This window comes from Occallatibacter sp. FHG110214_02 (assembly GCF_059115385.1).
Genome location: NZ_JBZYWK010000017.1, coordinates 40,752 through 66,858 on the forward strand (window position 1 = coordinate 40,752; position 26,107 = coordinate 66,858).

The following is a 26,107-nucleotide window of genomic DNA, read 5'->3' on the forward strand; positions in this document are numbered from 1 at the left end:
TGCATTCTGAGGCGTGATGAGACTGGACCTTAATTGGATTCTGCCATTGACGCTGGCTGCGGTGAGCGTGTGTGTTATTACCGGATTTGTGACTTTTCTATGGCAGCAGTCGAAGACGCAATACTTGACGCTTGCGGCTAGGGATTCGCACGGTGAGAGTTATATTCTTGGCCGCGCACTTAAGACAGTTGTGGAACGGCACTATCCGCGGATTCGCATCAACCTGGTTGAGACGGGCGGAACGGTTGAAAACCTGGCGATGCTGAGCCAGGGACGGGTACAACTGGCAACGGCGCAGGCGGATATTCTGCCGGGGCCTACGGCGCGGGCTGTGGCGACTCTTTATGATGATGCGTTTCAGTTGATGGTGCTTAAGGACTCGCCTGTCCAGCGGTTGACGGACTTGCGCGGCAAGCGGATTGCGCTGGCGCGGAGCGGGGGACAGTTTCAGTCGTTTCTTCATGTTGCGGAGCATTTTGGGTTGCATGAGGCGGATTTTCAGTTTGTCGGTACGGACGATGCGGATGCCGACAGGGCGTTTTTGAATGGGCAGGCGGATGCTGTTTTTCGCGTGCGTGCGTTGGGCAACCCGTCGCTTTAGCAACTGGTGCTGACAAATAAGGGGCGCTTTCTGCCGATTGAGCATGCGGCGGCGATGAAGATTATGTATAGGGCATTCAATCCGGCGCTGCATCCGGGGGCTGCCAGTTACTACAACAAGGACAAGCCATCTTTCCTGATGGCGCATGCGGATTACATCGGGCTGATGATAACGGTGGCGCTGATGGTTGCGTCGTGGATATGGCAGCTTAACCGCTGGATGCAACGGAAGCAGAAGAATACGGCGGATTTGTATATCAAGCGGGTGGCGGAGCTGATTATCGCGGTGCAGGCGGCGGAGAGCGAGGCTCCGCTGCTGGAAATATGGCACGAGTTGCTGGGAACTCTTACCAAGGCAGTACGTGATCTGGATACGGATAGGATGTCGCAGGAGTCCTTTGATTCCTTCCGTTCCATTTTGCAGATTGGGCTGGATGCGACGAGGGAACGGCGTGCGATTTTGACTTCCTGCAGAAGTGAGAGCGGTAGTTCTGATGCGGTTTTTGTGCCTGGTACGTTGAATGGCGGATAGGGTGCGTTATGGCGTGTAGAGATTGCATCCGGTGCATCCTTGATGCGTCCGTGTGTATGCGCACAGTGGGGTGCTTTTGCAGGCTTTTTATTTTGTATGAGTTGTGGGCGGTTGCACAGGGACTGTGCAGTTTCTTTATTCCTGAGTTGTGGAACTGTGGGGGAGGCAGGGGACAGGGTACGGAGTGCAGGATACAGTTTGTTGTAAGTGTCCTTTGCTGCATTGTTTGCTCCTTTCGTCACAGTCCCAGTGTTAAGAGGGGGGAGGGGGGGTACCCCTCTGCCGCTTGAAAACGTTACTATGGCGCAGACGCCGCAAGTAGGAATTTAAGGCAAAAAGCATACCTCAGGGCCTAGAGGCCCATTCATTCCATTGCGCTTTTTGCCGGGGCTAAAGCCCCGGCCTACCTCTTCATGCTTGTTGTGTACCCGTGGCGTCATTGTGCCTGAAAACAGAAAGGCCCGATTCCGTATGGAATCGGGCCTTTCTGCTACTGATTCAAGTGTAGCAAGTTCGAGATAATTGAACGCAAAGTGGTTGAAGTTTTTTGTTCAATAGAATCAATGGGTTAGGAAATATTTTCCAGTTTGGGGCTTGACAAGAGATTTCCACAGGTAGGGGCGGTGCGCCCCCTATCTATATAGAGGTGTCCGGTCAGGCGACTGCTTTGGACTTTTCAGGCTCGCTTGCAAGCTCGCCAATCTGGTCGAGGTTTACGCCGGCGGTTTCGATATGGAAGAACCATGTGACGATTGCTCCCAGAATGCAGGTGACGATGAGGCCGTAAAGCAGCATGCGCGTGCCGATGGTGGAGAGCAGGATGGGGAAGAGGAATGCAGTGGCTACGGCACCGATTTTGGCGAAGGTGGCGGCGAATCCCGCGCCTGCGCAGTTTGCGATGCCGGCGTTGATTCCGTTTTCTGCACTGCTGTTTGCTTATACTTCGGTGCCCAGCTTCAAGGCTGCCTGGGATGTTTTGACCAAGGAGCGACGGCTTGGCGTGGATGTGCTGGATTCCATTGTTGTGCTGGCTTGCCTTGTTACTGGGCAGGTAATGGCTGGCGCGATTCTGGCGTGGTGTCTTTCGTTCGGGCGATTCCTGGTGCGTCGTACGGAGGACAACTCCAAGAAGCTGTTGTTGGGGGCGTTTGGAAAACAGCCGCGGTATGTGTGGCTGCTGAAGGATGGCGTGGAGATCCAGGTGTCGCTGGACAAGCTGGAGAAGGGCGACATTGTGTTGGTTCACACTGGCGAAGTGGTGCCGGTGGCTGGCGTGATTGTTGAAGGCATGGCGATGGTTGACCAGCAGGCTTTGACTGGGGAATCGACGCCTGCGGAAAAGGGCATTGGCGACCCGCCGTATGCCTCGACCGTTATGGTGGCGGGCAAGGTACAGGTTGCTGTGGAGAGATCCGGCGGCGAGACGGTGACGGCCAAGATTGCGCAGATTCTCAACAGTACTGCTGGCTATACGCTTGCTTCTCAGCACAAGGGCGAGCAGTTGGCTGATAAGGCGGTGATTCCTACGCTTGCGGCTGGTGTGCTGGCGTTTGGAACGATTGGTCCGCAAGGCGCTGCGGCTGTTCTCAACAGCGATATGGGGACGGGGATTCGCATGGCTGCTCCGCTTGCGATGCTCTCCACGCTGGCGCTATGTGCGCAGCGCGGCGTGCTGGTGAAGGATGGGCGTGCGCTTGATTTGCTTTGCGGCGTGGATACAGTGCGCTTCGACAAGACTGGCACGCTTACACGCGAGCGTCCTGAGATTGGAAAGACGATTACTGCCAACGGACATACGGCGAATGAGATTCTGCGCTATGCCGCTGCGGCGGAGCATAAATTCCATCATCCGATTGCGCTTGCCATCCTGGAAAAGGCAAAAGAGGAAGGGCTTGATCTTCTGCCTGCGGACAGTATGCAGTACAAGGTGGGATATGGCATCAGTGTTGGCGTTGATGGCCACCTAATCCGTGTAGGCAGCCGTCGTTATATGGATACGGAAGGCGTGGCGCTTACGCCGAAGATTGAAGAGGCATTGGAGGAGGCGCATCGCGAAGGGCACACCATGGTGATGGTTGCGGTGGATGATGCCATTGGTGGTGCACTGGAACTGCGCGCTTCGGTTCGTCTCGAGGTGCCGGAGATTATCAAGGGGCTGCGTGCGCGGGGTATCAAGCACATCGCCATTATCTCCGGGGATCACGAGGCTCCTACGCGCAGGCTGGCGGAACAGCTTGGCATGGACCGCTACTTTGCGCAGGTGCTGCCGACGGACAAGGCTGACTACGTTGAGAATCTGCAGAAGGAAGGGCGCAAGGTCTGCTTTGTTGGCGACGGTATTAACGATGCAATCGCGCTGAAGAAGGCGGATGTTTCTGTGTCGCTGCGCGGCGCAACTTCGATTGCTACTGACACGGCGCATGTGGTGTTCATGGAGCCTGGGCTTGGCAAGCTTTGCGAATTGCTGGACATAGCTCGTGACCTGGAGAGCAATGTGCGCAGAAGCTAAGTGTTTATCGTGGTGCCCAACGTGCTTTGCATTGTTGATGCGTTCACCATGGACTTTGGAATTGGCATGTCGGTGCTGACCAACAATGTTGCCGCGCTGGGAGCGCTTGCGAACGGCATTCTTCCGAGGATAGGCAGGGATAAAGGAGATACCTTATGACGAACAAAACACCGCTGCGCGTCTTACTTGAAGGAGTGCGGCGCTTTCATAACAGGGAATTTCCGCGAGACCACGACCTCTTTGAGCATCTCCGTTCGGGACAGCATCCGCACACGCTCTTCATCACCTGCGCAGACAGCCGCATCGTTCCTGACTTAATTACACAGGCCCATCCCGGCGAACTTTTTGTTTGCCGCAATGTTGGCAATATTGTTCCGCCTTTCAGCGATAGCTCGTGTGAGATTTCGGCAGTGTTGGAGTATGCGTGTACTGAACGGAAGGTGAACCAGGTGGTGATTTGCGGGCACTCCGACTGCGGCGCTATGAAGAGATTGTTGAATGCTGCAGCTACAGAGCATATGCCTGCTGTTACCTCCTGGCTTGGGAATGCCTCTGGAGTGCTGAAAGAGGTGCGGAGAGTGCACCCCGATTTGTCGGGGCCGCAGGCTGTTCAGGCGATGGTTGAGCAGAATGTGAAGGCGCAGCTTGTTGCTCTTCGCAAACATCCCGCAGTGGCGGCAAGAATTGCTGCAGGCGATATCCATGTTCATGGATGGGTTTACGATATCGGCGGTGGAACAGTTGGTGTCTTCGATGCAGGAGAGCGCGAACTGCTGTCCCTGGAAGCAGCGCTGGCCCAGCTTCAGTAGTGCGCGGCTTATACGCGCTGCATGAAGAAGTATGCGAGCGCGAAGAGAATATAGACGCCGATTAGCAGGAAGCCTTCGTACCATGTTGTCTCGCCATCGGCGACGATAAATCGCACGACGAAGGCTGCGCTGACAATTGCGAAGAGATCAAGCGGGCTGCCGAAGACAAGGTTCATGGGGTGGCCGATGAACCAGGAGACAATTACCAGCACCGGCGCTACGACCATTGCGATTTGAATGGCCGAGCCGAGGCAAAGGCTTAGTACGATGTCCATTTTGCCCGCGCGGGCAAAGGACACGGCTACGAATAGATCGGAGACGGTGCCAATCAGCGCCAGTACTACGATGCCCATAAAGACAGGCGGAAGGCCGAACTGTGCGGAGGCTTCGGCCAGTCGCGATGAGACCAGTTCCGATTCAAAGGCAATTCCGACTGTGCCCGCCAGCATGACGGCCAGTCCTACAGGCAGGCTCCACTCGGGTGCGCTGGCCTCGTCTTCGCGAGCGCTTTCAAACATGCTCTTATTGCTCATGAGGACGTAAATGAGGTGGGCTCCGTAAAGCAACAGAAGGACTACCGAGACGCCGAGGCTTAGAGACTCATCGAGCATGGAGAGGTTTGCTTTGGGGGAAAGCAGGCGCTCCGTGACATCGAAAACAGCGGGCAGCAGGATGGCCACGGCCAGCAAGAGCAGCATTGTGGATAGCAGTCCTACGTGGTCCTGCTTGAATGTTTGCCGCTCATGACGGAAGCTGCCTATTACTACTGCGATGCCGAGGAACAGCAGTGTTGTACCTATGATGGAGCCGGTAATTTGTGCCTGCACCACCTGGGTCTGCGCGCTGGATAGTACGAAAAGTGCCAGCACCAGCTCGGCGGCGTTGCCGAAGCTGACATTGAGCAGACTGCCGATGGTACTGCCCGCATAAGCTGCCACCTGCTCGGTGCCGCGCTGCACCCAGTTGGCCAGTACTCCGATGGCGATGAGGCCAGACAGGAATATCAGCGTTGGCGCTGCGAGAGAAAAATGGTGCAGCGCCAGGGACAGGGGGATAAAGAGCAGCAGGGCATATTTCCACTGCTTGATGCTGGTTGCCAGCATGTTCGGTTCTCCTTTCAGGCAGCGTGTTGCGGGTGTGAATTGGCAGGCTACTTCATTATCAAGCGATGCGCGTGGGATATTCCGGTGTGGAAGAAAGTTTCTTCAGGGAATTCACGATTTAGAAAAACGCGCGATGCTAGCATACGTAATCGTGGCGCAGGTTTCAGCCCAATCCGCTGGCACGCCTATTCCTCCTCTCCTGTCTTGGATACTTGAAGACAGGGGAAGACCTGTCCTATCGCTGCTTGGTGCTGGGATTTGTTTTCTGGTGATGCCGGAGCTGCCCAGTGACATGCGGCTTATTCTTTGTTTCGACGTTGCCACCATCCTCTATATTGCACTGTGTGTCTGGCTGATGAATACGGCCACGCAGCAGGCTTGCATCCGTTTATCCATGCGCTCGCGATGGAGGAACTTTCACTTGTTGCTTCTGATGCTGCTTACGCTGGTGGGCCTCCTGGTCATTCCGGTTATGGCGCACCCGGATAAGAGCTCGGAGTTGCTGCGGCTTTTTCACTATGGCGCGTCGTTGCTGGCTATTGCTCTTGGGTGGCTTGTGGCGCACATCAGCTTTGGCCTGCATTACATGCACATGTACTACAGCGATACGATCTCCGAAGATGAGGCGGAGTTTGATGAGGGAATGACTTACCCTGAACGGAAGATGCCTGACTATTGGGATTTTATGTACTACTCATTCACGATTGCGATGTGCTATCAGACTTCGGATGTGACTATCACCAATCCGAAGGTGCGGCGCGTTACGCTGCTGCATGCTATTTATTCGTTCTTCTTTGTGGCGACGATTCTTGGGCTGGTCATCAATATTCTGTCGAATATTATTTGATTCGATGATGAAGGGCCTTCAATCGATTGATTTGTTGTGGGCTACTTGCGAATCTCTTCGCGGGTGTCTTTCAGGCGCTTTGGCTTGCGTGTGTTGCGGGCGGTCTCGCGGATTTGCTCGAATTCCTGACGAATTCTTTCTTCGCCGTATTTTCTTTCGAGGGCTCGGACGGTGAAGTGGCCGCGGGCTACGTTGTTGAAGTGCTGGACGAAGGCTACGTTCAGAGAGCTTCCGGTGGCTGCGCCGATGATTGGAACGGCTGAGGCTGCAATCTCCTGCGAAACCAGCAGGCCAAAACGCGGGGCGATGGCGGAGACGAACTCGACGACCATGGGGCCGGCCTTTACGGAGGAGCCGTGGCGGAGGACGTAATCCGCGGCATCTTTGGCGGACTTGGCCAAGGCATTCCGGGCTGCGTAATATCCAGATTCTGTAGCAGCTGGGCCTCTGCCATCGGCGCTCAGCGCGAATACCTCAAGGCATGCTACTCGAACTTCTGGCTTTGATACGTCCTCGCCGGCAGCTTCCGCAATGCCGATGATGGATTGGAACATGACGATGGTTGTGAGGGGAAGCTCGACCGCAAGAGCGACCATTCCGGCGAAGCCACCGAGAGCCCCGGCGAGTCCTGAAACAAGCTTCGGATGGTTTCCTGCAATGCCGAGAAGGCTGCGCGGGCTTCTTGGTTTCATAGCGAACTTGAGGCATAGCGTGATTGCGTTTTGCGAGGCTTTTGCTATCGCTTCCCCGATGAAGGGAGGGAGAGAGGAGATGATAGCGTCGGCGGGGTGGCCGAGCAGGCGCGCGAGCATTGTGACAAAGCTGTTTGTTTCGAGCAGATAAACTGCGCGCTCGAGGCTCTCACGGTCTGCGGGGTCTATAGGCTCTTGCTCTGGCATCATCAACATGCTCAGGATACAGCGGAGCATGGAACAAAGAACCCTGTAATAGAAAAAAGCTGTTAAGAGCGAGAATCCTGAAGGTGTTTGGGTTTGTGTTTCTATAACTCGCCAGAGATGGCCCTGGCGAGTCATAGAAAGATGCCCGGTTTGGTTTAGAAGCTGGCGCGAATACCCATTTGGATTTGCCGCGGGGTATTGCCCTGTGTTTTTGTGGTTCCCCAGTTGGTGCTGCTTTGAAGAGAGAGGCTGGGGTTAGCAAAGTTCAGATGGTTCATTACGTTGAACATGACGCCGGAAAGCTCGATGCTGCCTCGCTCCCAGACGACAACCTTCTTTTTGACGCTCAGGTCGATGTCAAAGTAGCCGAGACCACTGATTGGGCCTGCGCCTCCGTTGCGTGTGTCGAGGCCAAGGATGGGAGGACGGACGGTGTTGTACACGGCAACCGGGTCTTTGAAGAAGTTAATGGCTGCCTGGCCGGGGCCTTTGGTGTTGGTGCCGACTTTCACACCGTTGGCGTCAACACCGCCGTTGATTCCCCGGTGAGCGTGAGCGCCGCCGGTAAAGGAGGTGGTGAATACGCAGCTTTCGCCGTCGGTAAAGTTGCTTCCGTCTTCACCGCCGAAGTTCTGGCCGCTGTTGTTGCTTCCGCATTGCAGAGGCTGACCAGTACCGGCAACGATGACTGGAGATAATGTCCATCCACCAGCGACGCGGCCGATGATGCCGTGCTGCTCTTTGTACCAGGGAGTTTCATAGACAACGAATGTGTTGAATATCCATGCCTGATCGAATCCCTGACGTCCGTATTGCTGCTTCAGGTTGAAGGAATCCTCCGCGGTGATTGAGCTGGTGGACTGGTTGTATGCGCCCAGACCAAGTGCCTTGCTGAAGGTTAGGTTTTCCTGCAGCGTGAGGCCGTGGTACGCAGTGGCTTTGAAGGACACGTAGCCGCCGTGATAGTTGCTGTATCCTTCGCTGGTGCCTACGCTCAGGCCGGTGACGATCTGGCCAGCGCTGCCATAGGTAGCGTTGGAAGTTGGCGTGCCCATCAGGCTTCGGTTGAAGGTGAAGCCTGAACCATTTGCGCCGTTCGTGTTGTTGTCGAGCGCTTGCCACAGGCTGAAGACCTGCTGTGCGCGGATTTTTCCAGTCTGCTTTCTAACGATGGCTTCGGTGCAGCTTGAGTAGCCGAGGCAGTAGCTGGAGTTTGCTCCGCCGAGAGCCGCTTCAAAGAAGGGTTGCGCGACAACCGTTGTGGGAGCGGCGCTGGTTGCGCAGTCGCTCGCCGACGTGGTGCAGCCAAACATGCCTTCTAATGCAAGATAGGCTTGCTGGAAGGATTGGCCGCCGAGGGAGAGCATGTAGGGAACGGCGTTGGGGTTCAGCATGATGTACTCGTGGTGAATGAGGCGTCCGATATAGCCTACTTCGACGAGCATCTTGCGATTGATCTGGCGCTGAACGGAGAAGTTGATGGTATCGACATCCGCGGGTCGCAGCGAGGGGTCGAGCGGGGATGCGATGGATACGCCGGGGCCATCCAGACCGGGGCGATAGGGCTGGGGGAGAGTTGCCGGCAGTGCCGCCGCAGCCAGAGTGGGCGATGTGCCATCCGAGCCGAAGCGATAGACCGTGGAATCCGTGAAGTTGTTCTGGTTGCATCCGCCGGCTCCGGTGGTGGATGACTGTGCGTATTTGCATTGCGTGGCGAGAATGAGTCCGGGGCTGAGCAAAGGATTCAACACCTGAAGGTCGCCGTTGATGCGTGCATAGATTCGACCGTAGCCTCCGCGAATTACTGTTGCGCCATCGCCGAAAATCTTGCCCAATGCGCCGTCTGTGAACTTGGGGTTCCATGCCACGGCAACGCGCGGGCTGAGTGCCGCGTAGTACGGATCGTAGGGATATGAGCGTCCGCCAGAAACATTATGAAGCAGCGCAAAGCCGATGTAGGGGTTGTAGACCTGACCGGAGAAGGCCGCTGCCTGTTTTGCGGCGAGCCATTGCTTGGTATGTATTGCGTTGCCTGATTCATCCGTAAACATGACCTGATTGCCATTACGCTCTGACGGCGGCATTTCAATTGCGTAGCTCAGGCCATAGTTAATGGTAAGGCTGGGCTTGATATGCCAGGTATCAGTGACATAGAGGTTGTAGTACGGAATTGTTGTGTTTGCGCCGATAGCCGTGTAGGGCGCATTCAACGTGAGTGTGCCGCCTACGTTGGAGTAGGTGTTGGCAACCTGCGTGTCGGTCACAATGCCGAAGTAGGTGTCGAGGATGCGTTGATATGCGGACGTCGATGCAACGGCTCCGAGGCCGGGCTTGGAGTAGGTGACGTTTCCACCGCCGCCTCCATCGCCAAGCTGGAAGGTGGGAGTGTAGTTGATGCTGGCTCCGTTGTCCGTACGCTGATGGTAGTTGAAGTTGTGCTGGAACGAACCGCCGAACTGGATGAGGTGAGCGCCGGAGAGCTTCGTCAAATCATCGCGAATGGAGTTGTCCTTTCCGTTCCATATGCGGGTGCGGATGTTCTGCGTGTTTACGTTGTAGGGGGAGAGCACGTTGGTTGTGCTTTCGCCGAGCGGCTCAAGGGCTCCGCTGGCTCCATCTATCTGCGGAGGTGCGCCTGCACCTTTCCACTGCCAGAAATTGTGCAGGTAGCTGTAGTGGAAGTCGTTTGTAAGGGAAGAGCTGATGTTCGTGGTAAGCCCCACTACCAGGAACCATGGCTGCTGCGGACGCGGAGTTAACGCGTGAGGTACGCCCATGGTGCTTCCGGGGAGAACGCCGCCAATATCCACCTGGTTGTTGGTGACGTTCTGCAGGTTGTAGTAGCGGTAGCTGGACATGAAATGCCATTTGCTGCCGAAGTCGTGGTCAAGACGAGCGACGAAGAAGTTGCTGCTCTGCGGGATGAGAAGGTTGGCTCGATAGCCGATGACGTTGACGCTATCGCAGATGGAGCCGGAGAGAGCGCCGCAGCTCTGATCGAAAATGCCGGCATAGCTTTTGCCGTTTGCGCCTGTGGAGCCAGAATTTCCTGCTGGAGCTACAGGCAACTCAGTGTTGTAGTAGTTATACATCGTGGAGTTCATGCCGATGCCGCGCGGGTCATTGGCGATTAGCTGGCTCTTTGTGAAGGTGTCGCTGCCAAAGGTGAGTTGGCCCAGCTGCAGGTATTCATACGAGGGAACGGCACGCTCGTATGTGGTTGCCTGCGGATAGCGGAAGCCTTCGTAGTTGGCGAAGAGATAAGTCTTGCCACCAAACATGTGGGGCAGGATAGCGCCGCCGCCTGCTACGCCAAAGCGGCTGTAGTGAAAGCTGGGCTTGGGAGTAGCGCTGGTGGGGTAATTGTTCTGCCAACTGTTGGCGTTGAAGCTGTTGTCCAGATAATACTCGTAGGCTGTTCCATGCCACTTGTCATGGCCGCGCTTGGTAACAATCTGTGATTGCGAACCGGAGGAGTTGTTGAAGTCCGCGGTCTGGCCTGAGGTGGAAACCTTGAACTCTTCAACGCTGTCCTGAGGCATGGGAACAACACCTGCCGGGCCTGCACCGAGAAAGCCGCCAGCGGTGGAGTTGGTGTTGCCGCTTGTGTAAGTGGTGAAGTTTCCGTCCATGTCGCTGGAGTTGCTGCCGCCGTCCAGTGAGAAGCTTGCCTGGTCATTGGTTGTGCCGGCCACATATCCGCCGGGCGTAACGCCGGGCTGCATGGTTGCGAAGCTGGCTACGTCGCGACCGATGGCGGGAAGGGATTCGACCATGACAGTATCGACGGTTGTGCCGGTTGTGGCATTCATTGTCTGCAGGTCAGCATTGGAGGCCTGCACCTCTACAACAGTGGTTTCAGTGCCGACCTGCAAGGAGAAGTTTGCTGTTGTCTGGGCACCGACCGCGACCGTGAGGTATGGGATGGATTCCTTAGAAAACCCGCTCTTGGAGGCTACGATTGAGTAGTTGCCGGGCTCTACATTCGGTAATACGTAATAACCAACTTTGTTGCTGGCGATGGAACGTACTGCTTTGGTGGACAGATTTGTCAATTCAATGGCGGCGTCAGGAATCACCGCACCCTTTGGGTCAGTTACGGTACCAGTGATGGTGCCGCTGCTGGCCGCCTGTGCTTCAAGCCTGATTCCGCTTGTAAGCAGCGCAAAGAACAAGAAGAGGAAGACACACTGGGAGGGCACTGCACAACGAAATCTGAGTCGATTCATGAACTGCCTCCTAACCTCGTGAATGAGGAAATTCCAAATTCCAGCAAATCGAGAGTACGAATGCGTATGGGCACATGCGCTCATCTCGAAGATGGGCACGTGATAGCAGGTTCTGTGCAACAGGCAGAATAAGTGGGTACAGAGGGCACTACGGCAGGATGAATACCAGACAGATTCATGCGACGAACGCCAACGGTTTCGGCATAAGCGTGTCCTGCGATGTGTTTTTTTGGAATGTACGATACAAGTTGCAAGCGAGCAAGAAATAAATATTTATTTCTTATACCGTCTTTATTGCGTGCGTAAAAAGCTGCGAACAGGTGTTTATCTGCGCGGGATTGAGACACTGCGCATTATGCAGAGGGCGGGAGGCATAACAGCGCAGCCCTCGCACGATGCGTGCATGGGGTTTAGTTACCGCGATAGTTAAGCAGTGGCTTCTGGTTTTCTGGAATCGCTGTAACGTATTTCCTGCCGGTGAGTTGACGCGCGAAATCCTGATGCGCAGCGCTGACGAGTTCGCTGCTGGAAAACAGATCAACAGTGGTGAGTGCGAGTGCTTTGGAGGCGGTAACCATGCCGCTTTGTCCAATGGACATGCCTGCGGAGGCTGCGGCCTGCCATGTGTGCGCGGCTACTCCGGGGACGAAGGTAGCTGCGGAAAACCCGATGGTGGGCACGGCCCAACTGACGTCTCCCACATCGGTTGAGGCTGAAGGGGCGTTGGGGTCCACAGGGCGAAGGGGCTCAATTGTGTTGGTGAGGGCGAGGTCTGGGACGGTGTCGATTCCCAGTGTTTTTTGCAGCTTGAGAGCGAACTCGCGCTGCTCGGCGTTCATGGTGTAGCCGCCGGCTTCCTCCAGATTTCTTTGCGCAACAGGCGCTAGTGCATCGTTGCCGATGATGTTGGCGTCGCTGCCTATGTCTGTGATTTCTACGGTTGTTCCGGTCATCAGTGCGGCTCCCTGGGCTACTTTTCCGATGCGATCCCAGATGCCTTGCAGCACTGCATTGGAAGGGTGGCGCGCCATGAGGTCGATTTGCGCGAGGTCAGGTACGACGTTGGGTGCGACACCGCCTTTGGAGATGATGTAGTGAATGCGGGTGTTGCTGGGAACATGCTCGCGCATGAACTCGATTCCATTGCCCATCAGCATGACGGCATCGAGCGCAGAACGACCGCGGTCCGGGGCCATTGCGGCGTGCGCGGCTACTCCGTGGAAGGTGAACTTGGCGGAGACGACTGCCAGCAGACCGCCGTTGCTTACAGAATTGCGGTCGGCGGGATGCCAGTGGAGCACGACGTCTACGTCTTTGAACAGGCCATCGCGCACCATGTAGACCTTGCCTGAACCGCCTTCTTCCGCGGGCGTGCCGTAGTAGCGCAGAGTACCGGTGATGTGATTTGCCTGCATGTATTGCCGCACGGAAATGGCGGCGAGTGCTGCTCCGGCACCGAGGAGATTATGGCCGCAACCATGGCCGGGAGCATTGGGTGCAACGGGGGCGCGCTCTGGCACGGACTGTTGTGAGAGGCCGGGCAGTGCGTCAAACTCGCCCAGAATTGCGATGACGGGCTTTCCCTGGCCGTAGCTTGCGATGAAGGCTGTTGGCTCGTCTGCTACGCCGGATTGGATGGTGAATCCTTCGGCCTTGAGCTTCTCCTGCAGAAGAGCGGAGCTCTTGTTTTCGTGATAGCCCAGCTCGGCGTACTCCCAAATCTGGCGTGAAACCTGCTTCCATGGAGCGGCGTTCTTATCGACAAGTTCGAGAACCTGCTTGTGCGATGCGGTTGTGTCCTGTGCGAAAGACAGCGCAGAAACGACAGTAAAAATCGCGAGAGACAGTGCCGATTTGTGAATGCGCTTCACGAGGCACGATGATGGAAACCCTTGAATTACAGGCATGATGGCTCTTCCTTTGCAGGGATTTGCGAGTATGGCACAGCTTGCCTTCAAGTGAGAGCCGTCTACAGAAAAATACGTAATACGGCTCATAGCAACATGTTTTCAGCAAGCACGTTGCGTAGAAAGTTTCGTTGACAGCTTGGCGGAAGCGTATTACAGTCTGTTTCACTATTGCAACATTCATACCGCTTCTCAGGTCATACGCTTTCCCTGTCTGCTCACAAGCTTTGAAGTCGAAAGGTATCGATGCCGATGCGACGTTTCTCCGCGTGTTGTTTGTTGTTTTCCCTGTCCGCTTATGCGGCTGCTCCCGCAGCGGACTCTTCGCTGCGCGGTTATACCGCCGAACACTCCACGGAAGAAGTGCAGTGGGAACAGAAGTTCCGCGCTATTCCTGATACTGCGCGGCTGCGCGAAAATATGCGCCGCCTTTCAGCACGCCCGCACCATGTGGGCTCGGTCTACGACAAAGACAATGCCGAGTGGATGGTGGCGCAGTTGAAGTCCTTTGGATTGGACGCCAAGATTGAGCAGTTTGAGGCGCTGTTTCCTACGCCAAAATCTCGCACGCTGGAGTTGCTGGGCGCGGAGAAGTTCGTTGCGAAGCTGGAAGAGCCTGCGCTGCAGATTGACCCGACATCGGGCCAGAAGGATGAGCAGCTTCCTACCTACAATGCGTATTCGCGAGATGGAGATGTAACGGCTCCGCTGGTCTACGTCAACTATGGCGCGCCGGCGGATTACCTGGCTCTTGAGGCTATGGGCGTTTCTGTAAAAGGCGCTATTGTCATTGCGCGTTATGGCCAGACGTGGCGTGGCATCAAGCCGAAGCTGGCTGCGCAGCACGGCGCGGTGGGATGCCTTATCTACTCCGACCCCAAGGATGATGGCTATGCACGCGGTGATATCTATCCGGAAGGGCCGATGCGTCCGCCGGATGGTGTGCAGCGCGGTAGCGTTATGGACATGCCGGTGTATCCCGGCGATCCGCAAACGCCCGGTGTAGGCGCGGTGGCGGGCACAAAGCTAATCCCTCTCGAAAAGGTTGAGACGATTACCAAAATTCCGGTGATGCCGATTTCCTATGCGGATGCAAAGCCTCTGTTGCAGGCGCTGGGAGGGCAGACCGTGCCTGAGAACTGGCGCGGAGCGTTGCCGATTACTTACAAGACCGGGCCTAGCAAGGCGATGGCGCATTTTGCGCTGAAGTTTAACTGGGACCGTAAGCCCTTGTATGACGTGGTTGCGACGATTCCCGGCTCCACTTATCCAGATCAGTGGGTGATTCGCGGCAATCACCATGATGCGTGGGTGAACGGCGCGGGCGATCCTGTTAGCGGTGCTAGTCCGGAGCTTGAAGAAGCGCGTGCGCTGGGCGAACTGTTGAAGCAGGGATGGAAGCCGCGCCGCACCATCGTCTATTGCTTCTGGGACGGAGAAGAGCCGGCTCTGCTTGGATCTACTGAGTGGGCGGAGTTTCATGCGGAGGACCTTAAGCAGCACGCTGTTGCTTACTTCAACACGGATGGCAACAGCCGCGGGTTTTTCAATGCTTCGGGCTCTCATTCTCTCGAAAATTTCATTAACAGCGTCGTGAAGGATGTGGATGATCCTGAGACGAAGATGTCGGTGTGGAAGCGTGCGCGCCTGGCAAGTGCAGTTCGCCGTGGCGGAGGCGGGGAAGGGAATAGCGAGGCTCGTCCTGATTCACGCAACCGACCGGATACCCGTATTGGCGCGCTTGGCTCTGGCTCCGACTACACGGTGTTTGTCGATCACCTTGGAATTGCCAGCGCCAATCTTGGTTTTGGCGGCGAAGACGAAGGCGGCGGGCAGTACCACTCGATCTATGACGATTTTTACTGGTATACGCACTTCCAAGACACGGACTTTGCCTATGGAAAAGCGCTGGCGCAGACTGCGGGTACGATGATGATGCGAATGGCCGATGCTGATACGATTCCGTACCAGTTTGGCGATGAAGCAGACACGGTGCATAACTATGTCACCGAGGTGAAGAAGCTGGCGGATACGATGCGCGGCGAGATTAAGCAGCGCAATACGAATATTGCCGAAGGCGCATACAAGGCAGCGGAGAATCCCAAGAAAGTAAGTGTGCCTCCGGCTGTTGATATTGTTCCGCCGTATTTCAACTTTGCTCCGCTGGATCAGGCTTCTGACGATTTGACGGCTGCTGCTGCTGATTACGACAAGGCATTTACAGCACATGCCGCAAGTGCGGGGCCGGAAGTCAATGCAGAGCTCATGAAGACGCAGCGTGTGCTGCTTGATCCGAGTGGCCTGCCGAATCGTCCATGGTTTGAAAACATGGTTTATGCGCCGGGGTTCTACACCGGGTATGGCGTGAAGACTCTGCCTGCGGTGCGCGAAGCGATTGAGCAGAAGGATTGGAAGATTGTGGATGCAGAGATTGCGCGTACAGCAGCAGCGCTGGAGCGCGAGGTGGACGTGCTGAAGTCCGCAACAAAAGTTCTCACCAGTAAGTAAGTGGCTGGGCGCTGGGGTCTTGCTTGCACGGCATGACTGCGGCGCCTGTCTTTCCGTATATCCGCCTGCGAGCGTATGCAAGCCGCTCAGTGGATAAGTGTCGGCTTTTTTACCGGATGTTCTTGTGCGGTAACTTTACCGGAGGATTTGTGAAGAGGATGAACAAGAGGTATCAGGGTTTATCGCGTGCTGCGGGAGTTGCTCTTCTGCTCCTTTTGATTTCAGGAAGTTTCAACTTGCGCTCGCAGGCTGCGGCGCGCCCCAACCGCGGAGAAGATGCACCTGCCGCTCCAGAAGGAAGGGAAGCACGGAGGGAAGCTGCGCCTATTCCGCCGGAAGATAAGGTTGAGAGCAAGCATGATTGGGCGGCAGGCGGGCGTACTGTGCACTATACGGCGACTGCAGGACACTTGTTAATCAACGACGAGCAGCACAAGCCGATTGGCAACATGTTTTATGTGGCTTATACAGAAGATGGTGTTCCTGCCAAGAACAGGCCGGTGACTTTCCTCTATAACGGTGGCCCCGGCTCGGCTACTATCTGGCTCCATATGGGGTCGGTTGGTCCGGTGCGTGTTGTGACTTCCAGCCCGAAGGCAACTGGGCCTGCGCCATTCAGCCTTGTTACCAATGAATACAGCTTGATTGACAAGACTGACCTGGTCTTTGTGGATGCGCCATTGACGGGCTTTTCCCGGCTGGTGGGTACGGGCACGGCGAAGGACTTTACCGGTGTCGATGAAGATGTGCGCGCTTTCAATAAATTCATCACGCGCTACATCACGGTCAATCAGCGCTGGTCCTCTCCCAAGTTTCTTTTTGGCGAGAGCTATGGCACGCCGCGATCGGCTGCTTTGGTCGCGTCGTTGAACAATGACAGCATTGAGTTCAATGGCGTGATTCTGCTTTCTTCCATTCTCAACTACTACATGCGCAGCCCCGGCTACGACATTGAGACCAAGACGTATTTGCCGAGCTACGCCGCGATTGCCTGGTACTACAACAAGGTTCCTCACAACGGTTCCATGGAAGAGTTTGTTCAGAAGGCTCGCGAGTTTTCTCGCAGCACTTATGCAACTGCGCTCGACCAAGGCGATCAGCTTCCGCCTGCGCAGTTTGATGCGATTGCGAAACAGGTGGCGGGGTTCACAGGGCTCAGCGAGCAGTTTGTGAAGGAGGCCAAGCTGCGCATCTCTCCCAGTCGCTTTCGCAAGGAGCTGCTGCGCGACCAGGAGCAGATACTCGGTCGTTATGATGCGCGCTTTGATGGCTTTGACCCGGACTCGGCTGGAGAGAATCCGGGCTATGATCCCTCAGATACGGGGATTGGCGGCGCATTTGTTGGCAACTTCCACGAGTATCTGCAGAGCGAACTCAAGTATGTGACTTCTGAGCCGTACAACCTGCATGCGCAGGGCTCTCAAGGCTGGAACTGGGAGCATCGTCCCTCTGGAGGAGGAGGTGGTGGCGGGGGAATGGCAGGCCGTCCGATGCCGCAGCCGGATACTGTGCTCGACCTGGCCGATTGCATGAGAAAGAATCCTAACCTGAAGGTCTTCTCTGCGAATGGATGGTTTGATCTTGCTACGCCGTTTTTCGGGACTGAGCACGATATTGCGCAGATGATGCTTCCGGCTTCAATTGCCGGGAACGTCAAGTTTGGCTATTACCCGGCGGGACACATGGTCTATCTGAATGTGGAAGCGCTCAAGCAGATGCACGATGACCTTGAGAAGTGGTATCCGACGGCGGTTAAGTAAGCTGTCGGCTATTCCAATGTCGATGAAGAGTGGGCTGGTTTGGTAGGAAAGCCAGCCAGCTCTTTTATGAGCCTTGCGAACCCGCAGGTAGAACCTCGTAAGGCCGCATCATCTCGTTGTCCTCATGTTCCAGCAAATGGCAGTGCCACACATAGCGGCCTGCGTAGCCGGTGAAGGGGACAATGATGCGTGTGACGGTGTGTGAGTTCACGCGCACCGTGTCCTTCCAGCCAAGCTCATTTGCATCTGGCGGCATAATCGCGCTGGTGTAGCGCAGCTTGTTGTTGTAGGTGTAGTCGAAGGCATCGAAGCGCCGGCGATCGAGAATCTGGAAGCGGACAAGATGCAGGTGAATCGGGTGCGTGTCATCGGTCAGATTTGCCAGTTCCCAGATTTCGGTTGTGTTCAGGACTGGCTTTTCTGTAATTGGCGCGTGCCATGGCGTCTTATTGAGTAGCATGCCCATGGACTCGGCAATCAGGTTCAGGTTTTCATCCAGCGTCAGCCGCCGCGTGCGCACTGCTGTTGATTCCGCGATGCGCTGTATGGGGCGCAGTGTTGCAGGAACCGTGCTCGTATCCGTTACGGCTGTGGTGCCAACGCGAAATTCCAGAAGACCGAAGGGTTCGCTCTGTAACTGAATCTTTGCGCCACGGCTATGGGAGAAATCAATTACAAGATCTGCGCGCTCGCCCGGGGCCATCTGCACAAACTTTACTGTTACTGGCGCAGCGAGCAGGCCCTGGTCGCTGCCAATCTGCTGCATTGTTCCGCCGCCTGAAAGAGTGAGGCGGTAGAAGCGCCCATTGGCTGCATTCAGGACGCGGAATCGATACTTTCGCGGCTCTACGTCGAGATAGGGGAAGAGCTTTCCATTGACCATGTGCAGCTCGCCGAAGGCTTCGGGCACCCATGGCCGCTCGGCGTCTGGAGAAACCGGGTAGCTTAGCTGGCCGTCCGGTTTCATGTCGCGGTCTGCGAGGACCAGCGGAATTTCGTATGGCCCCTTCGGCAGATTCAGCGCATCCTCAACCGCATCGCGCACGAGGTAAAGCCCAAACATTCCGGCATAGATATTCAGCCGGTTAATTCCCATTGCGTGGTCGTGATACCACAGCGTCGCCGCGTCTTGTTCATTCGGATAAAAGTACGTGCGTGACTTGCCGGGGACATACCAGTCTTCGGGGTAGCCATCGCTCTCGGCGGGAGTTTTGCCGCCATGCAGATGGACTACGCCGCGCACCTCCGGCAGCTCTTTCTCTGCGCCATGCAGGGTGTGGTCGATGGGCATGAAATGTTTCTGAGGAAGTTCATTGGCCCACTCGATCAGTTGGCCTTCGCCGCTGCGCGTATCAAAGAGAACTCCTGGTACTGCGCCGCCATACGACCACATGCGCGTTGGGGGCAGGTCGCGGTGCAGCTTTGCCGCAATTTCCCGCATTGACACGCGATAGTAGGGAACTCGCGCGCCTCCGGGCGCTGTGCGATGTTCCTGAGGCTTGGCAACCACGAGCATTGGCAGCGGGTCAACAAACCGTGCCAATTTACTCGCATCAAGGTTCGGCACATTCGATGCCTGGTGCATTCCATGATGCGCGAAGAGGGATGGCGAGGCAGCGAGCCCCGTGGCAGCCAATGCAGACCTATTCAGAAAACTGCGGCGTGTAATCATTGATTTAACAAGCTATCAGCGCTTTGTTACGCTTACATGACAAGAGCGGGGGCATTGCGCCCCCGCTCTCGTTTGCTTGCGCACTTGCGTACGCAGCCAGCTTACCAGCCGAAGCCGCCGCCGAAACCACCGCCAAATCCACCACCATAGCCGCCGCCAAAGCCACCCTGGCCATTGGCAAGAACGAGTCCGGTGTTCGGATCGAGGATGTACGGCCCAGCATTCGACTCATGCGTGAAGTCGAACAGGTTGTTGAGCGAGTTGGCCAGTGCGTCGAAAGAGCCCTGTCCAATGCGCTCACCGTTGAGCCAGTTGTCTTCCACAAATCGGAGAACGGAGGTCTGGTCGGTCATCGTGTGGTCAACAAAGTTGCCCTTCGCCCAGGGCGAAATGACGATCAGTGGCAGGCGAGGACCATAACCGCAGCGGCCCTGTGCATGCTGCGTGTACGGACCGGCCAGAGCAGCTTCTCCCGTACCGCAGGAGGGCTTGCCGTTGACGATATCCGCAGCCGTGGCCGATTGGTTCACAATCTGGCCAAGCTGGTGATCGTACCAACCGTCGGAGTCATCATAAGCAATGATTACGGCGGTCGAGTTCCACTCCGGCGACTTCTGCAGGAAGTTGATGGTGTTTACCACGAAGGTCTGCTCGTCCAGCGGGGTCGAGTAGCCGGCGTGACCGTCCTGGTAGCCAACAGCCTTGAGGTAAGAGACAGCAGGGAAGTTTCCGGCGCTGACCGCGTCAAAGAAGTCCTGCAGGTCGTACTGGTGGTTGCCACGGTCTCCCTGCTCGCCGATGGTGTGAACGGACGAGGGGCGCGCGTGGGTCAGGTTGGCCGTCGAGGTGTAGTACTGGAACGGCTGGTGGTGAGGAATGTAATCCGCCTTGTTTGCACCCGAAACCGGCGACGTGCTGTTGCGTTTGCAGCCCGTGCTCTTGTTCGAGTTGACCGTGCTCAGGTTAAAGCCGCCCGAGAAGAAGCCCCAGCTGATGCCGCGGGCATTCAGCAGATCGCCAATGTTTCTGCCGCCAAAGCGCACTGTTTCGCCAGACGTTGTAGAGCAGACATCGCCGACTGGGTCCGCGTCGCTGATGAGCGTGTGTCCACCGCTGCCGTCGTCAATTGTTGCGCCGCCGGGGTTGTTATCCTCGGTTACGCCGTTGAGCTGGCCGGAGATGAGGTTGATGGCACCGTCGGTGGAGGGGCCAAAGTTCGTGTCATAGGAGTTGTCGCTGATGGCGTAGCGCTGCGCGTAGTTCCAATAGGCCGTGACGGTGTTGCCGTCGTAGTAGCCCATTGTCAGGCCTTGTGTGGAGGTGATGTTCGAGTTGGGGCCGGAAGTTGGCGGCGGGCCGGCGGTGCCGACCGAAAGCGGGAAGGCATCCATCAGGCCGAAATCAAAGGCGGCCTGCTCAGGCGTGTAGTCGTGATCCTGATCGGCGGTAAAGGCCTGTGAGCGGTCCAGGCGGAAGGGGTTCGTCTTGCCGCTGCCATTGGCGGCGTTGAGGGAGTTCGGATTGTTGGTCAGCAAGCCGCCAGACAGCCCGTTGACGGAAGGCGTACCCGGTTTGGCTACAAAGCGGGGCTCGCCCTTGGGGTTCAACGCATAAGGATAGGTGGCGAAATAGTGGTCGAACGAGACGTTTTCCTGAAAGATAACAACCAGATGCTTGATGGGGGTAGCTGTGGGTTCCCCGCCGCCGTTTGCAAAAGCCGGCATCGGCAAGGTAGCCGTTGTGAGCAAGGTAGATAGTGACGCGGCTATAAGCTTTTTCAATGTAACCTCCAAAGAATCGCCTCTGGGGCGCTTGGCAATTCTCAAGGGGTGCTCATGAAAAAATGGTCAATGATTTGCGACAGATAGAAGAATTGATGGCCTTAGTACCTTGAACCGGCACGGTAACAGTTACTTTCGTCGTAGAGGTAGAACCGCCTTTGGTCATGTTCGAGGTGCGGCCAGGTGCTGGAGCACCAAGTTTTCGCAACTCAGGCGGTCCTGCAGCGTCTAACTAGACGAAACCATGCGACTTGTATTGTCTATGCGCGCCCCTATCGCATCCTTGTTCCCCTCCTTGGTTCTCGCGGCATTTGCTGTCGTTAGTCAGGCCCAGAAATCCGCGCCGGAAGCTACGCTGCACATCAATGCCCGCGAAGTGGTTTTACCCGTTACTGTCCGCGACAAGCATGGCGCGCTTATTAGCACGTTGCAAAAGTCGGACTTCACGCTGACGGAGGATGGTCGTCCCCAGGTCATCAAGAGCTTTGCTCATGAAACCAACCTGCCTTTCCGCATTGGCCTGCTGGTGGATACAAGCCGCAGCATGAGCAACGTGATGCAGTCGGTTCGCACCTCGACGGGCAATTTTATCGATCTTATGCTGCCTGCTCCGCCGGCAACCAGTAAGGACCAGGCATTTCTGCTGCACTTTGACCGTGAGGTGGAGCTTTTGCAGGACTTCACGAACTCTCGCGACAAGCTGCACCACGAACTGGACGATATGAGCGCTTCGCGCCAGGAGCAGTATGAAGGCGCGGACTCTAGCAGTGGAGGCAACAATGGCAACGGTGAAGACCGTCCACGCCGCAGCCGTGGAGGCACGCAACTTTATGACGCGATTTATCTCTCGTCGGATGAGTTGATGAAGGCGAAAGATGGCCGCAAGGCGCTTGTTATCTTTTCTGACGGCGCGGACCGCGGCAGCAAAGAGACGCTGAATGAAGCGATTGATGCGGCTGACCGCGCCAATGTGGTTATTTACACCATCTACTTCAAGGGCGAGCAGGAGCACGGATTTGGTAATGGCGGCGGCTTCCCCGGCGGAGGTCATCGCGGGGGAGGGTATCCCGGAGGCGGCGGTGGATGGCCCGGTGGTGGCGGTCACCGTGGCGGGCAGCCGCAGGGTGCTAACGGCATCGATGGTAAGAAGATTATGCAGGAGATTGCCGACCGCACTGGTGGCCACGCTTTTGAAGCGAAGAAGAAAGAAGACTTGGACGCTATCTACAAGCTGATTGAGGCCGAGCTGCGCAACCAGTATCTGCTTACCTATACGCCCGACAAGCTGGACAATGAGGGCGGCTTCCACAAGATTGCGCTCAAGGCCAATAAGGACGACCTTACCGTGGCCACGCGCGAAGGCTACTACGCCCCGGAAGGGAAGTAAAAGAGCGGCAGGGGCATAGCCCGATTGCCCCTGCCGCTTCGCCGATTGCTGATTAGCGAGAGCCGTTATACAGGTCTAGCCCCACAAGTTTTTCCTGGAGTGCCGCCTGTGCTGCAGCCAGCCTTGCCGTCAACAACCGGAAGGGTGAACACGATACATAGTTGAGCCCGATTCTGTGGCAGAATTTCACGGTTTCAGGGTCGCCGCCATGTTCGCCGCAGATGCCCACTTCAAGATGAGGCCGCGTGGTGCGTCCTTTTGCGATGGCCGTTTTTACCAGTGCGCCTACTCCGGCCTGATCGAGCGTGGCGAACGGGTCCTGCTTGAAGATGCCGTGCTCGACATAGGCAGGCAGGAACTGGTTGATGTCATCGCGCGAGATGCCATAGGTGGTTTGCGTCAGGTCGTTGGTGCCAAAGCTGAAGAACTCCGCCTCTTCTGCAATCTGGTCGGCGATGATTACCGCACGCGGCAGCTCAATCATCGTGCCTACTTTGTAGTCGAGCCGGATGCCTTCTGCTTTGAAGACCTCGCGAGCTACGCGCTTGATTATGGACGCCTGATTGCGCATCTCCTCCACAGTGGCAATCAGCGGGACCATGATTTCGAGATGCGGATCTCCGCCGTGTTGCTTTACATTCACGGCAGCCTGAAAGATGGCTCGCGCCTGCATCTCCGTGATTTCGGGATAGACAATGCCAAGTCTGCAGCCGCGCAGACCGAGCATGGGGTTCATCTCATGCAGTTCTTCTACGCGCTCCAGAAGGGCATGAAGCTCCTTCAATTTCGGAGAGTGCGACTTGGTGTCCATCAGGTGCGCAATCTCAAGCTTCAGGTCTTCGCGCTGTGGCAGGAACTCATGCAGCGGCGGGTCCAGCAGACGAATTACAACCGGCAGCGGGCCCATGCTTTTGAAGAGGCCGATGAAATCCGAGCGCTGCATTGGCAGCAGCCTTGCAAGGGCCTCGCGACGCTGCTTCTCGTCGCTCGCAAGGATCATTGCCCGCATGTGTTCAATGCGGTCCGGTGCAAAGAACATGTGTTCCGTGCGGCAGAGTCCAATGCCTTCTGCGCCGAATAGCCGCGCCTGTTCCGCATCGCGCGGAATATCCGCATTGGCCATCACCTTGAGCTTGCGGTTGCAGTCTGCCCAGCGCATGAAGCGAACGAGGTCTGCATCGTCCGGCTTGGCGGGGATTGTCTGGAGTTGTCCGGCAATTACGCGCCCTGTTGTGCCATCGAGTGAGATCCAATCACCCTGCTTGAAGATTTTGCCTTTTGCGTGAAGCTCTTTCTTTTTCTCATCGACTTGAATGCCGCCTGCGCCGGCTACGCAGCACTTGCCCATGCCGCGTGTGACAACTGCCGCATGGCTCGTCATGCCGCCACGCGAAGTGAGAATTGCAGCAGCTACTTCCATGCCGCCGATATCTTCCGGAGTGGTCTCATCGCGGACAAGAATGATGGATTTGTAATCGCCTTTCTTCGCGTGTTTCACGGCATCTTCTGCGGTGAACACAATCTGCCCGACAGCCGCGCCAGGGGAGGCGGGTAAGCCGGTTGCAATTACGTCTACCTCAACGCCTTTTTCTTCCAGACGAGGTACAAGGAAGTCATACAGCTGGTTCGGTTCGACGCGCAGGATTGCTTCCTCTTCTGTAATCAATCCTTCGCGCACCATGTCAATTGCGATGCGCACTGCTGCGGGTCCAGTACGCTTGCCGTTGCGCGTTTGCAGCATGTAGAGTTTGCCATCCTGGATGGTGAACTCAAAGTCCTGCATGTCGCGATAATGCTTTTCCATCTTGCGGGTAATTGCGCATAGCTCGTCGTAGACGTGCGGCATTGCTTTTTGCAGCGTGCGAATCGGTTGCGGTGTTCTTACTCCGCTGACTACGTCTTCGCCTTGTGCATTTGTCAGGTATTCGCCGAAGAAGGTGTGTTCGCCCGTTGCGGGGTTGCGCGTGAATCCTACGCCGGTTCCTGAGCTTTCGCCCATGTTGCCGAAGACCATTGCCTGCACGTTTACGGCTGTTCCCAGTCGCTCGTCAATATGATGAATGCGGCGGTAAATCTTTGCGCGGTCGTTGTTCCAACTACGAAAAACCGCGTCGCGAGCTTGCGTCAACTGCTCCAGCGGATTTTGCGGAAACTCCTTGCCGGTCTCGTGCTTTACTAACTTCTTGTATTCGGCAACAATCTCTTTCAACGCTGGCGTCTGTAGTTCGTAATCGAACTTCACGCCTTCGCGCTTCTTGACTGCATCGAAGATTGCTTCAAACTTCTTCTTGGGGATTTCCAGCACTACATCGCAGAACATCTGGATTAGCCGCCGGTATGAATCGTATGCAAAGCGCGCATCGCTCATGTGCCGTGCCAGCGCTTCTACAGACTTGTCATTGAGTCCAAGGTTCAGAATCGTGTCCATCATGCCGGGCATGGAGAACTTTGCCCCGGAGCGCACGGAGACCAGCAGTGGGTTTTCTCCCGCGCCCAGCTTTTGCCCCTGTAGCTTTTCGAGCTTTGCTAATGCGGTGATTGTCTCCGACTCCATGTGGGGAGAGATTATGCCCTGCATGAACTCGCGGCATGCCTCTGTCTGAATTGTGAATCCCGGCGGAACGGGCAGGCCTGCGTTGGTCATCTCCGCAAGCCCGGAGCCTTTACCCCCGAGCGCGTCTTTCATGCGCCCATTGCCGTCGGCAGAGCCGTTGCCGAAGAAGTAGACATATCGGGTGGTTGTCCCAGATGTGGATGTGGGTGCGCCTGTCTCGCTGACAGGCGGATGTTCCAGAACGCCGTATGCCATGGAAGGATGCCTCCGTGCGAATTTCGCGCGGAGCCAGTCGCATGAAGAGTGAGGGGCTTGGTAGCTCAGCCTCCAGCACGGGTGGACCATTCGAGGCTGGGCGTGTGCGAATCATCCTGCAAAGCAGGCCGCGCCACGCGATGGTTACGTGATAGGCCTGTGTGAATGCGGTTGGCTGTGTTGCGGGTCACAGCGTGGGGTTTGTTTTGAAGCCGGTAAAAAGAGGTATGAAAAAGCCCGTATGCGGGTAGAAGAAGGCCGCGCGCAAGGCCTTGCACAGCCTTACGCGGCGGTCTGCGCAAAGGCACCGCAGGGGTGCGAATCATAGCAGTCCCCCTGCGCAACCAGAATGCGGTCAAGGCCTACAAGAGCCAGAATTTCCGCTACATGCGTCCTCAGATTGCACACGCGAAATGCATTGCCGTTTTCTTGCGCAACTCCGTAGAGCGTAATCAGCGCTGCAATGCCGGCGGCGTCCATGCGTTCAATTGTTCTGCAGTCCAGAGTGACGTGGCCCGAACGCACCAGCGGCTCTATGCAGGCTACGAGTGCGAGATCACTGCCGCGAACCAGTTCGGTAATCTGTTCTGGTGCCTTCACCTGCACGCTTCCATCTCCATTTCTGACGATATACATTTTCAAAATCTCCTTTCCAGCTATGCCAATTGCCTATCCGGCAAATATGCACGTCTTATGTTGTGCACGCCGGATGCCAAACGTATCCCATGGCAAATATGCTCAAATTAAAGGGAATA

Annotated in this window: 19 protein-coding genes; 10 read left to right on the top strand and 9 right to left on the bottom strand. The window is 56.2% G+C overall.

Annotated elements, in window-relative coordinates:
- Positions 1-16: 16 nt before the first annotated feature.
- Together AC5S3R_RS14610 and AC5S3R_RS14615 are read left to right on the top strand one after the other, a co-directional pair.
- Positions 17-601, top strand: coding sequence for a TAXI family TRAP transporter solute-binding subunit (locus AC5S3R_RS14610; protein WP_494267826.1), 585 nt, complete (start codon positions 17-19; stop codon positions 599-601).
- Between the two features lie 6 nt (positions 602-607).
- On the top strand, positions 608-1,132 hold the full coding sequence (locus AC5S3R_RS14615; protein WP_494267827.1) for a hypothetical protein: 525 nt from the start codon (positions 608-610) through the stop codon (positions 1,130-1,132).
- A gap of 654 nt (positions 1,133-1,786) precedes the next feature.
- Here the strand turns inward: AC5S3R_RS14615 and AC5S3R_RS14620 are convergent.
- On the bottom strand, positions 1,787-2,044 hold the full coding sequence (locus AC5S3R_RS14620) for an MFS transporter (RefSeq protein WP_494267895.1): 258 nt from the start codon (positions 2,042-2,044) through the stop codon (positions 1,787-1,789).
- Here AC5S3R_RS14620 and AC5S3R_RS14625 point away from each other — a divergent pair.
- The 3 genes from AC5S3R_RS14625 to AC5S3R_RS14635 are packed head-to-tail and all read left to right on the top strand — an operon-like array spanning position 1,953 to position 4,450.
- Positions 1,953-3,641 (top strand): heavy metal translocating P-type ATPase, encoded by a 1,689-nt coding sequence (locus tag AC5S3R_RS14625; RefSeq protein WP_494267828.1) that lies wholly within the window; start codon positions 1,953-1,955, stop codon positions 3,639-3,641. The two genes, AC5S3R_RS14620 and AC5S3R_RS14625, sit on opposite strands and share 92 nt — an antisense overlap.
- Entirely contained in the window at positions 3,642-3,800 is a 159-nt protein-coding gene (locus AC5S3R_RS14630; RefSeq protein ID WP_494267829.1) for a hypothetical protein, read from the top strand.
- Positions 3,797-4,450, top strand: coding sequence for a carbonic anhydrase (locus tag AC5S3R_RS14635; RefSeq protein ID WP_494267830.1), 654 nt, complete (start codon positions 3,797-3,799; stop codon positions 4,448-4,450). Before AC5S3R_RS14630 ends, AC5S3R_RS14635 begins: the two co-directional genes overlap by 4 nt.
- Positions 4,451-4,458: 8 nt before the next feature.
- Here the strand turns inward: AC5S3R_RS14635 and cax are convergent, their stop codons facing one another.
- Positions 4,459-5,553, bottom strand: coding sequence for a calcium/proton exchanger (cax, locus tag AC5S3R_RS14640; RefSeq protein WP_494267831.1), 1,095 nt, complete (start codon positions 5,551-5,553; stop codon positions 4,459-4,461).
- 292 nt (positions 5,554-5,845) lie between these two features.
- Between cax and AC5S3R_RS14645 the strand changes: the two genes are divergently transcribed.
- Positions 5,846-6,400, top strand: a complete 555-nt coding sequence (locus AC5S3R_RS14645) for a DUF1345 domain-containing protein (protein ID WP_494267832.1) — start codon at positions 5,846-5,848, stop codon at positions 6,398-6,400.
- A gap of 41 nt (positions 6,401-6,441) precedes the next feature.
- Here the strand turns inward: AC5S3R_RS14645 and AC5S3R_RS14650 are convergent, their stop codons facing one another.
- From AC5S3R_RS14650 to AC5S3R_RS14660, 3 genes are all read right to left on the bottom strand, one after another.
- Positions 6,442-7,302, bottom strand: coding sequence for an EcsC family protein (locus AC5S3R_RS14650; protein ID WP_494267833.1), 861 nt, complete (start codon positions 7,300-7,302; stop codon positions 6,442-6,444).
- A 152-nt stretch (positions 7,303-7,454) separates the two neighbouring features.
- The gene (locus AC5S3R_RS14655; protein ID WP_494267834.1) at positions 7,455-11,528 is read right to left on the bottom strand and encodes a carboxypeptidase-like regulatory domain-containing protein; all 4,074 of its coding nucleotides are present in this window, start codon (positions 11,526-11,528) and stop codon (positions 7,455-7,457) included.
- 410 nt (positions 11,529-11,938) lie between these two features.
- Positions 11,939-13,435, bottom strand: a complete 1,497-nt coding sequence (locus AC5S3R_RS14660; protein ID WP_494267835.1) for an amidohydrolase — start codon at positions 13,433-13,435, stop codon at positions 11,939-11,941.
- Between the two features lie 252 nt (positions 13,436-13,687).
- Between AC5S3R_RS14660 and AC5S3R_RS14665 the strand changes: the two genes are divergently transcribed.
- Together AC5S3R_RS14665 and AC5S3R_RS14670 are read left to right on the top strand one after the other, a co-directional pair.
- Positions 13,688-15,943 carry a transferrin receptor-like dimerization domain-containing protein gene (locus AC5S3R_RS14665; RefSeq protein ID WP_494267836.1) on the top strand — a complete coding sequence of 752 codons (2,256 nt, stop codon included), beginning with the start codon at positions 13,688-13,690 and terminating at the stop codon, positions 15,941-15,943.
- A 236-nt stretch (positions 15,944-16,179) separates the two neighbouring features.
- The gene (locus AC5S3R_RS14670; protein ID WP_494267837.1) at positions 16,180-17,703 is read left to right on the top strand and encodes a S10 family peptidase; all 1,524 of its coding nucleotides are present in this window, start codon (positions 16,180-16,182) and stop codon (positions 17,701-17,703) included.
- Between the two features lie 64 nt (positions 17,704-17,767).
- Here the strand turns inward: AC5S3R_RS14670 and AC5S3R_RS14675 are convergent, their stop codons facing one another.
- Together AC5S3R_RS14675 and AC5S3R_RS14680 are read right to left on the bottom strand one after the other, a co-directional pair.
- Positions 17,768-19,375 carry a multicopper oxidase family protein gene (locus AC5S3R_RS14675; RefSeq protein WP_494267838.1) on the bottom strand — a complete coding sequence of 536 codons (1,608 nt, stop codon included), beginning with the start codon at positions 19,373-19,375 and terminating at the stop codon, positions 17,768-17,770.
- Between the two features lie 101 nt (positions 19,376-19,476).
- Positions 19,477-21,156 carry a phospholipase C gene (locus AC5S3R_RS14680; RefSeq protein WP_494267839.1) on the bottom strand — a complete coding sequence of 560 codons (1,680 nt, stop codon included), beginning with the start codon at positions 21,154-21,156 and terminating at the stop codon, positions 19,477-19,479.
- A 244-nt stretch (positions 21,157-21,400) separates the two neighbouring features.
- On the opposite strand from AC5S3R_RS14680, the gene AC5S3R_RS14685 reads away from it, so the two are divergent.
- Positions 21,401-22,543 (top strand): VWA domain-containing protein, encoded by a 1,143-nt coding sequence (locus tag AC5S3R_RS14685; protein ID WP_494267840.1) that lies wholly within the window; start codon positions 21,401-21,403, stop codon positions 22,541-22,543.
- Between the two features lie 52 nt (positions 22,544-22,595).
- On the opposite strand, the gene ppdK is transcribed toward AC5S3R_RS14685, so the two are convergent.
- Positions 22,596-25,352, bottom strand: coding sequence for a pyruvate, phosphate dikinase (gene ppdK / locus AC5S3R_RS14690; RefSeq protein ID WP_494267841.1), 2,757 nt, complete (start codon positions 25,350-25,352; stop codon positions 22,596-22,598).
- A 14-nt stretch (positions 25,353-25,366) separates the two neighbouring features.
- Between ppdK and AC5S3R_RS14695 the strand changes: the two genes are divergently transcribed.
- Entirely contained in the window at positions 25,367-25,504 is a 138-nt protein-coding gene (locus AC5S3R_RS14695) for a hypothetical protein (RefSeq protein ID WP_494267842.1), read from the top strand.
- A gap of 130 nt (positions 25,505-25,634) precedes the next feature.
- Here the strand turns inward: AC5S3R_RS14695 and AC5S3R_RS14700 are convergent, their stop codons facing one another.
- Positions 25,635-25,988: an STAS domain-containing protein gene (locus AC5S3R_RS14700; protein ID WP_494267843.1), complete on the bottom strand. Its 354-nt coding sequence runs from the start codon at positions 25,986-25,988 to the stop codon at positions 25,635-25,637.
- Positions 25,989-26,107: the final 119 nt, after the last annotated feature.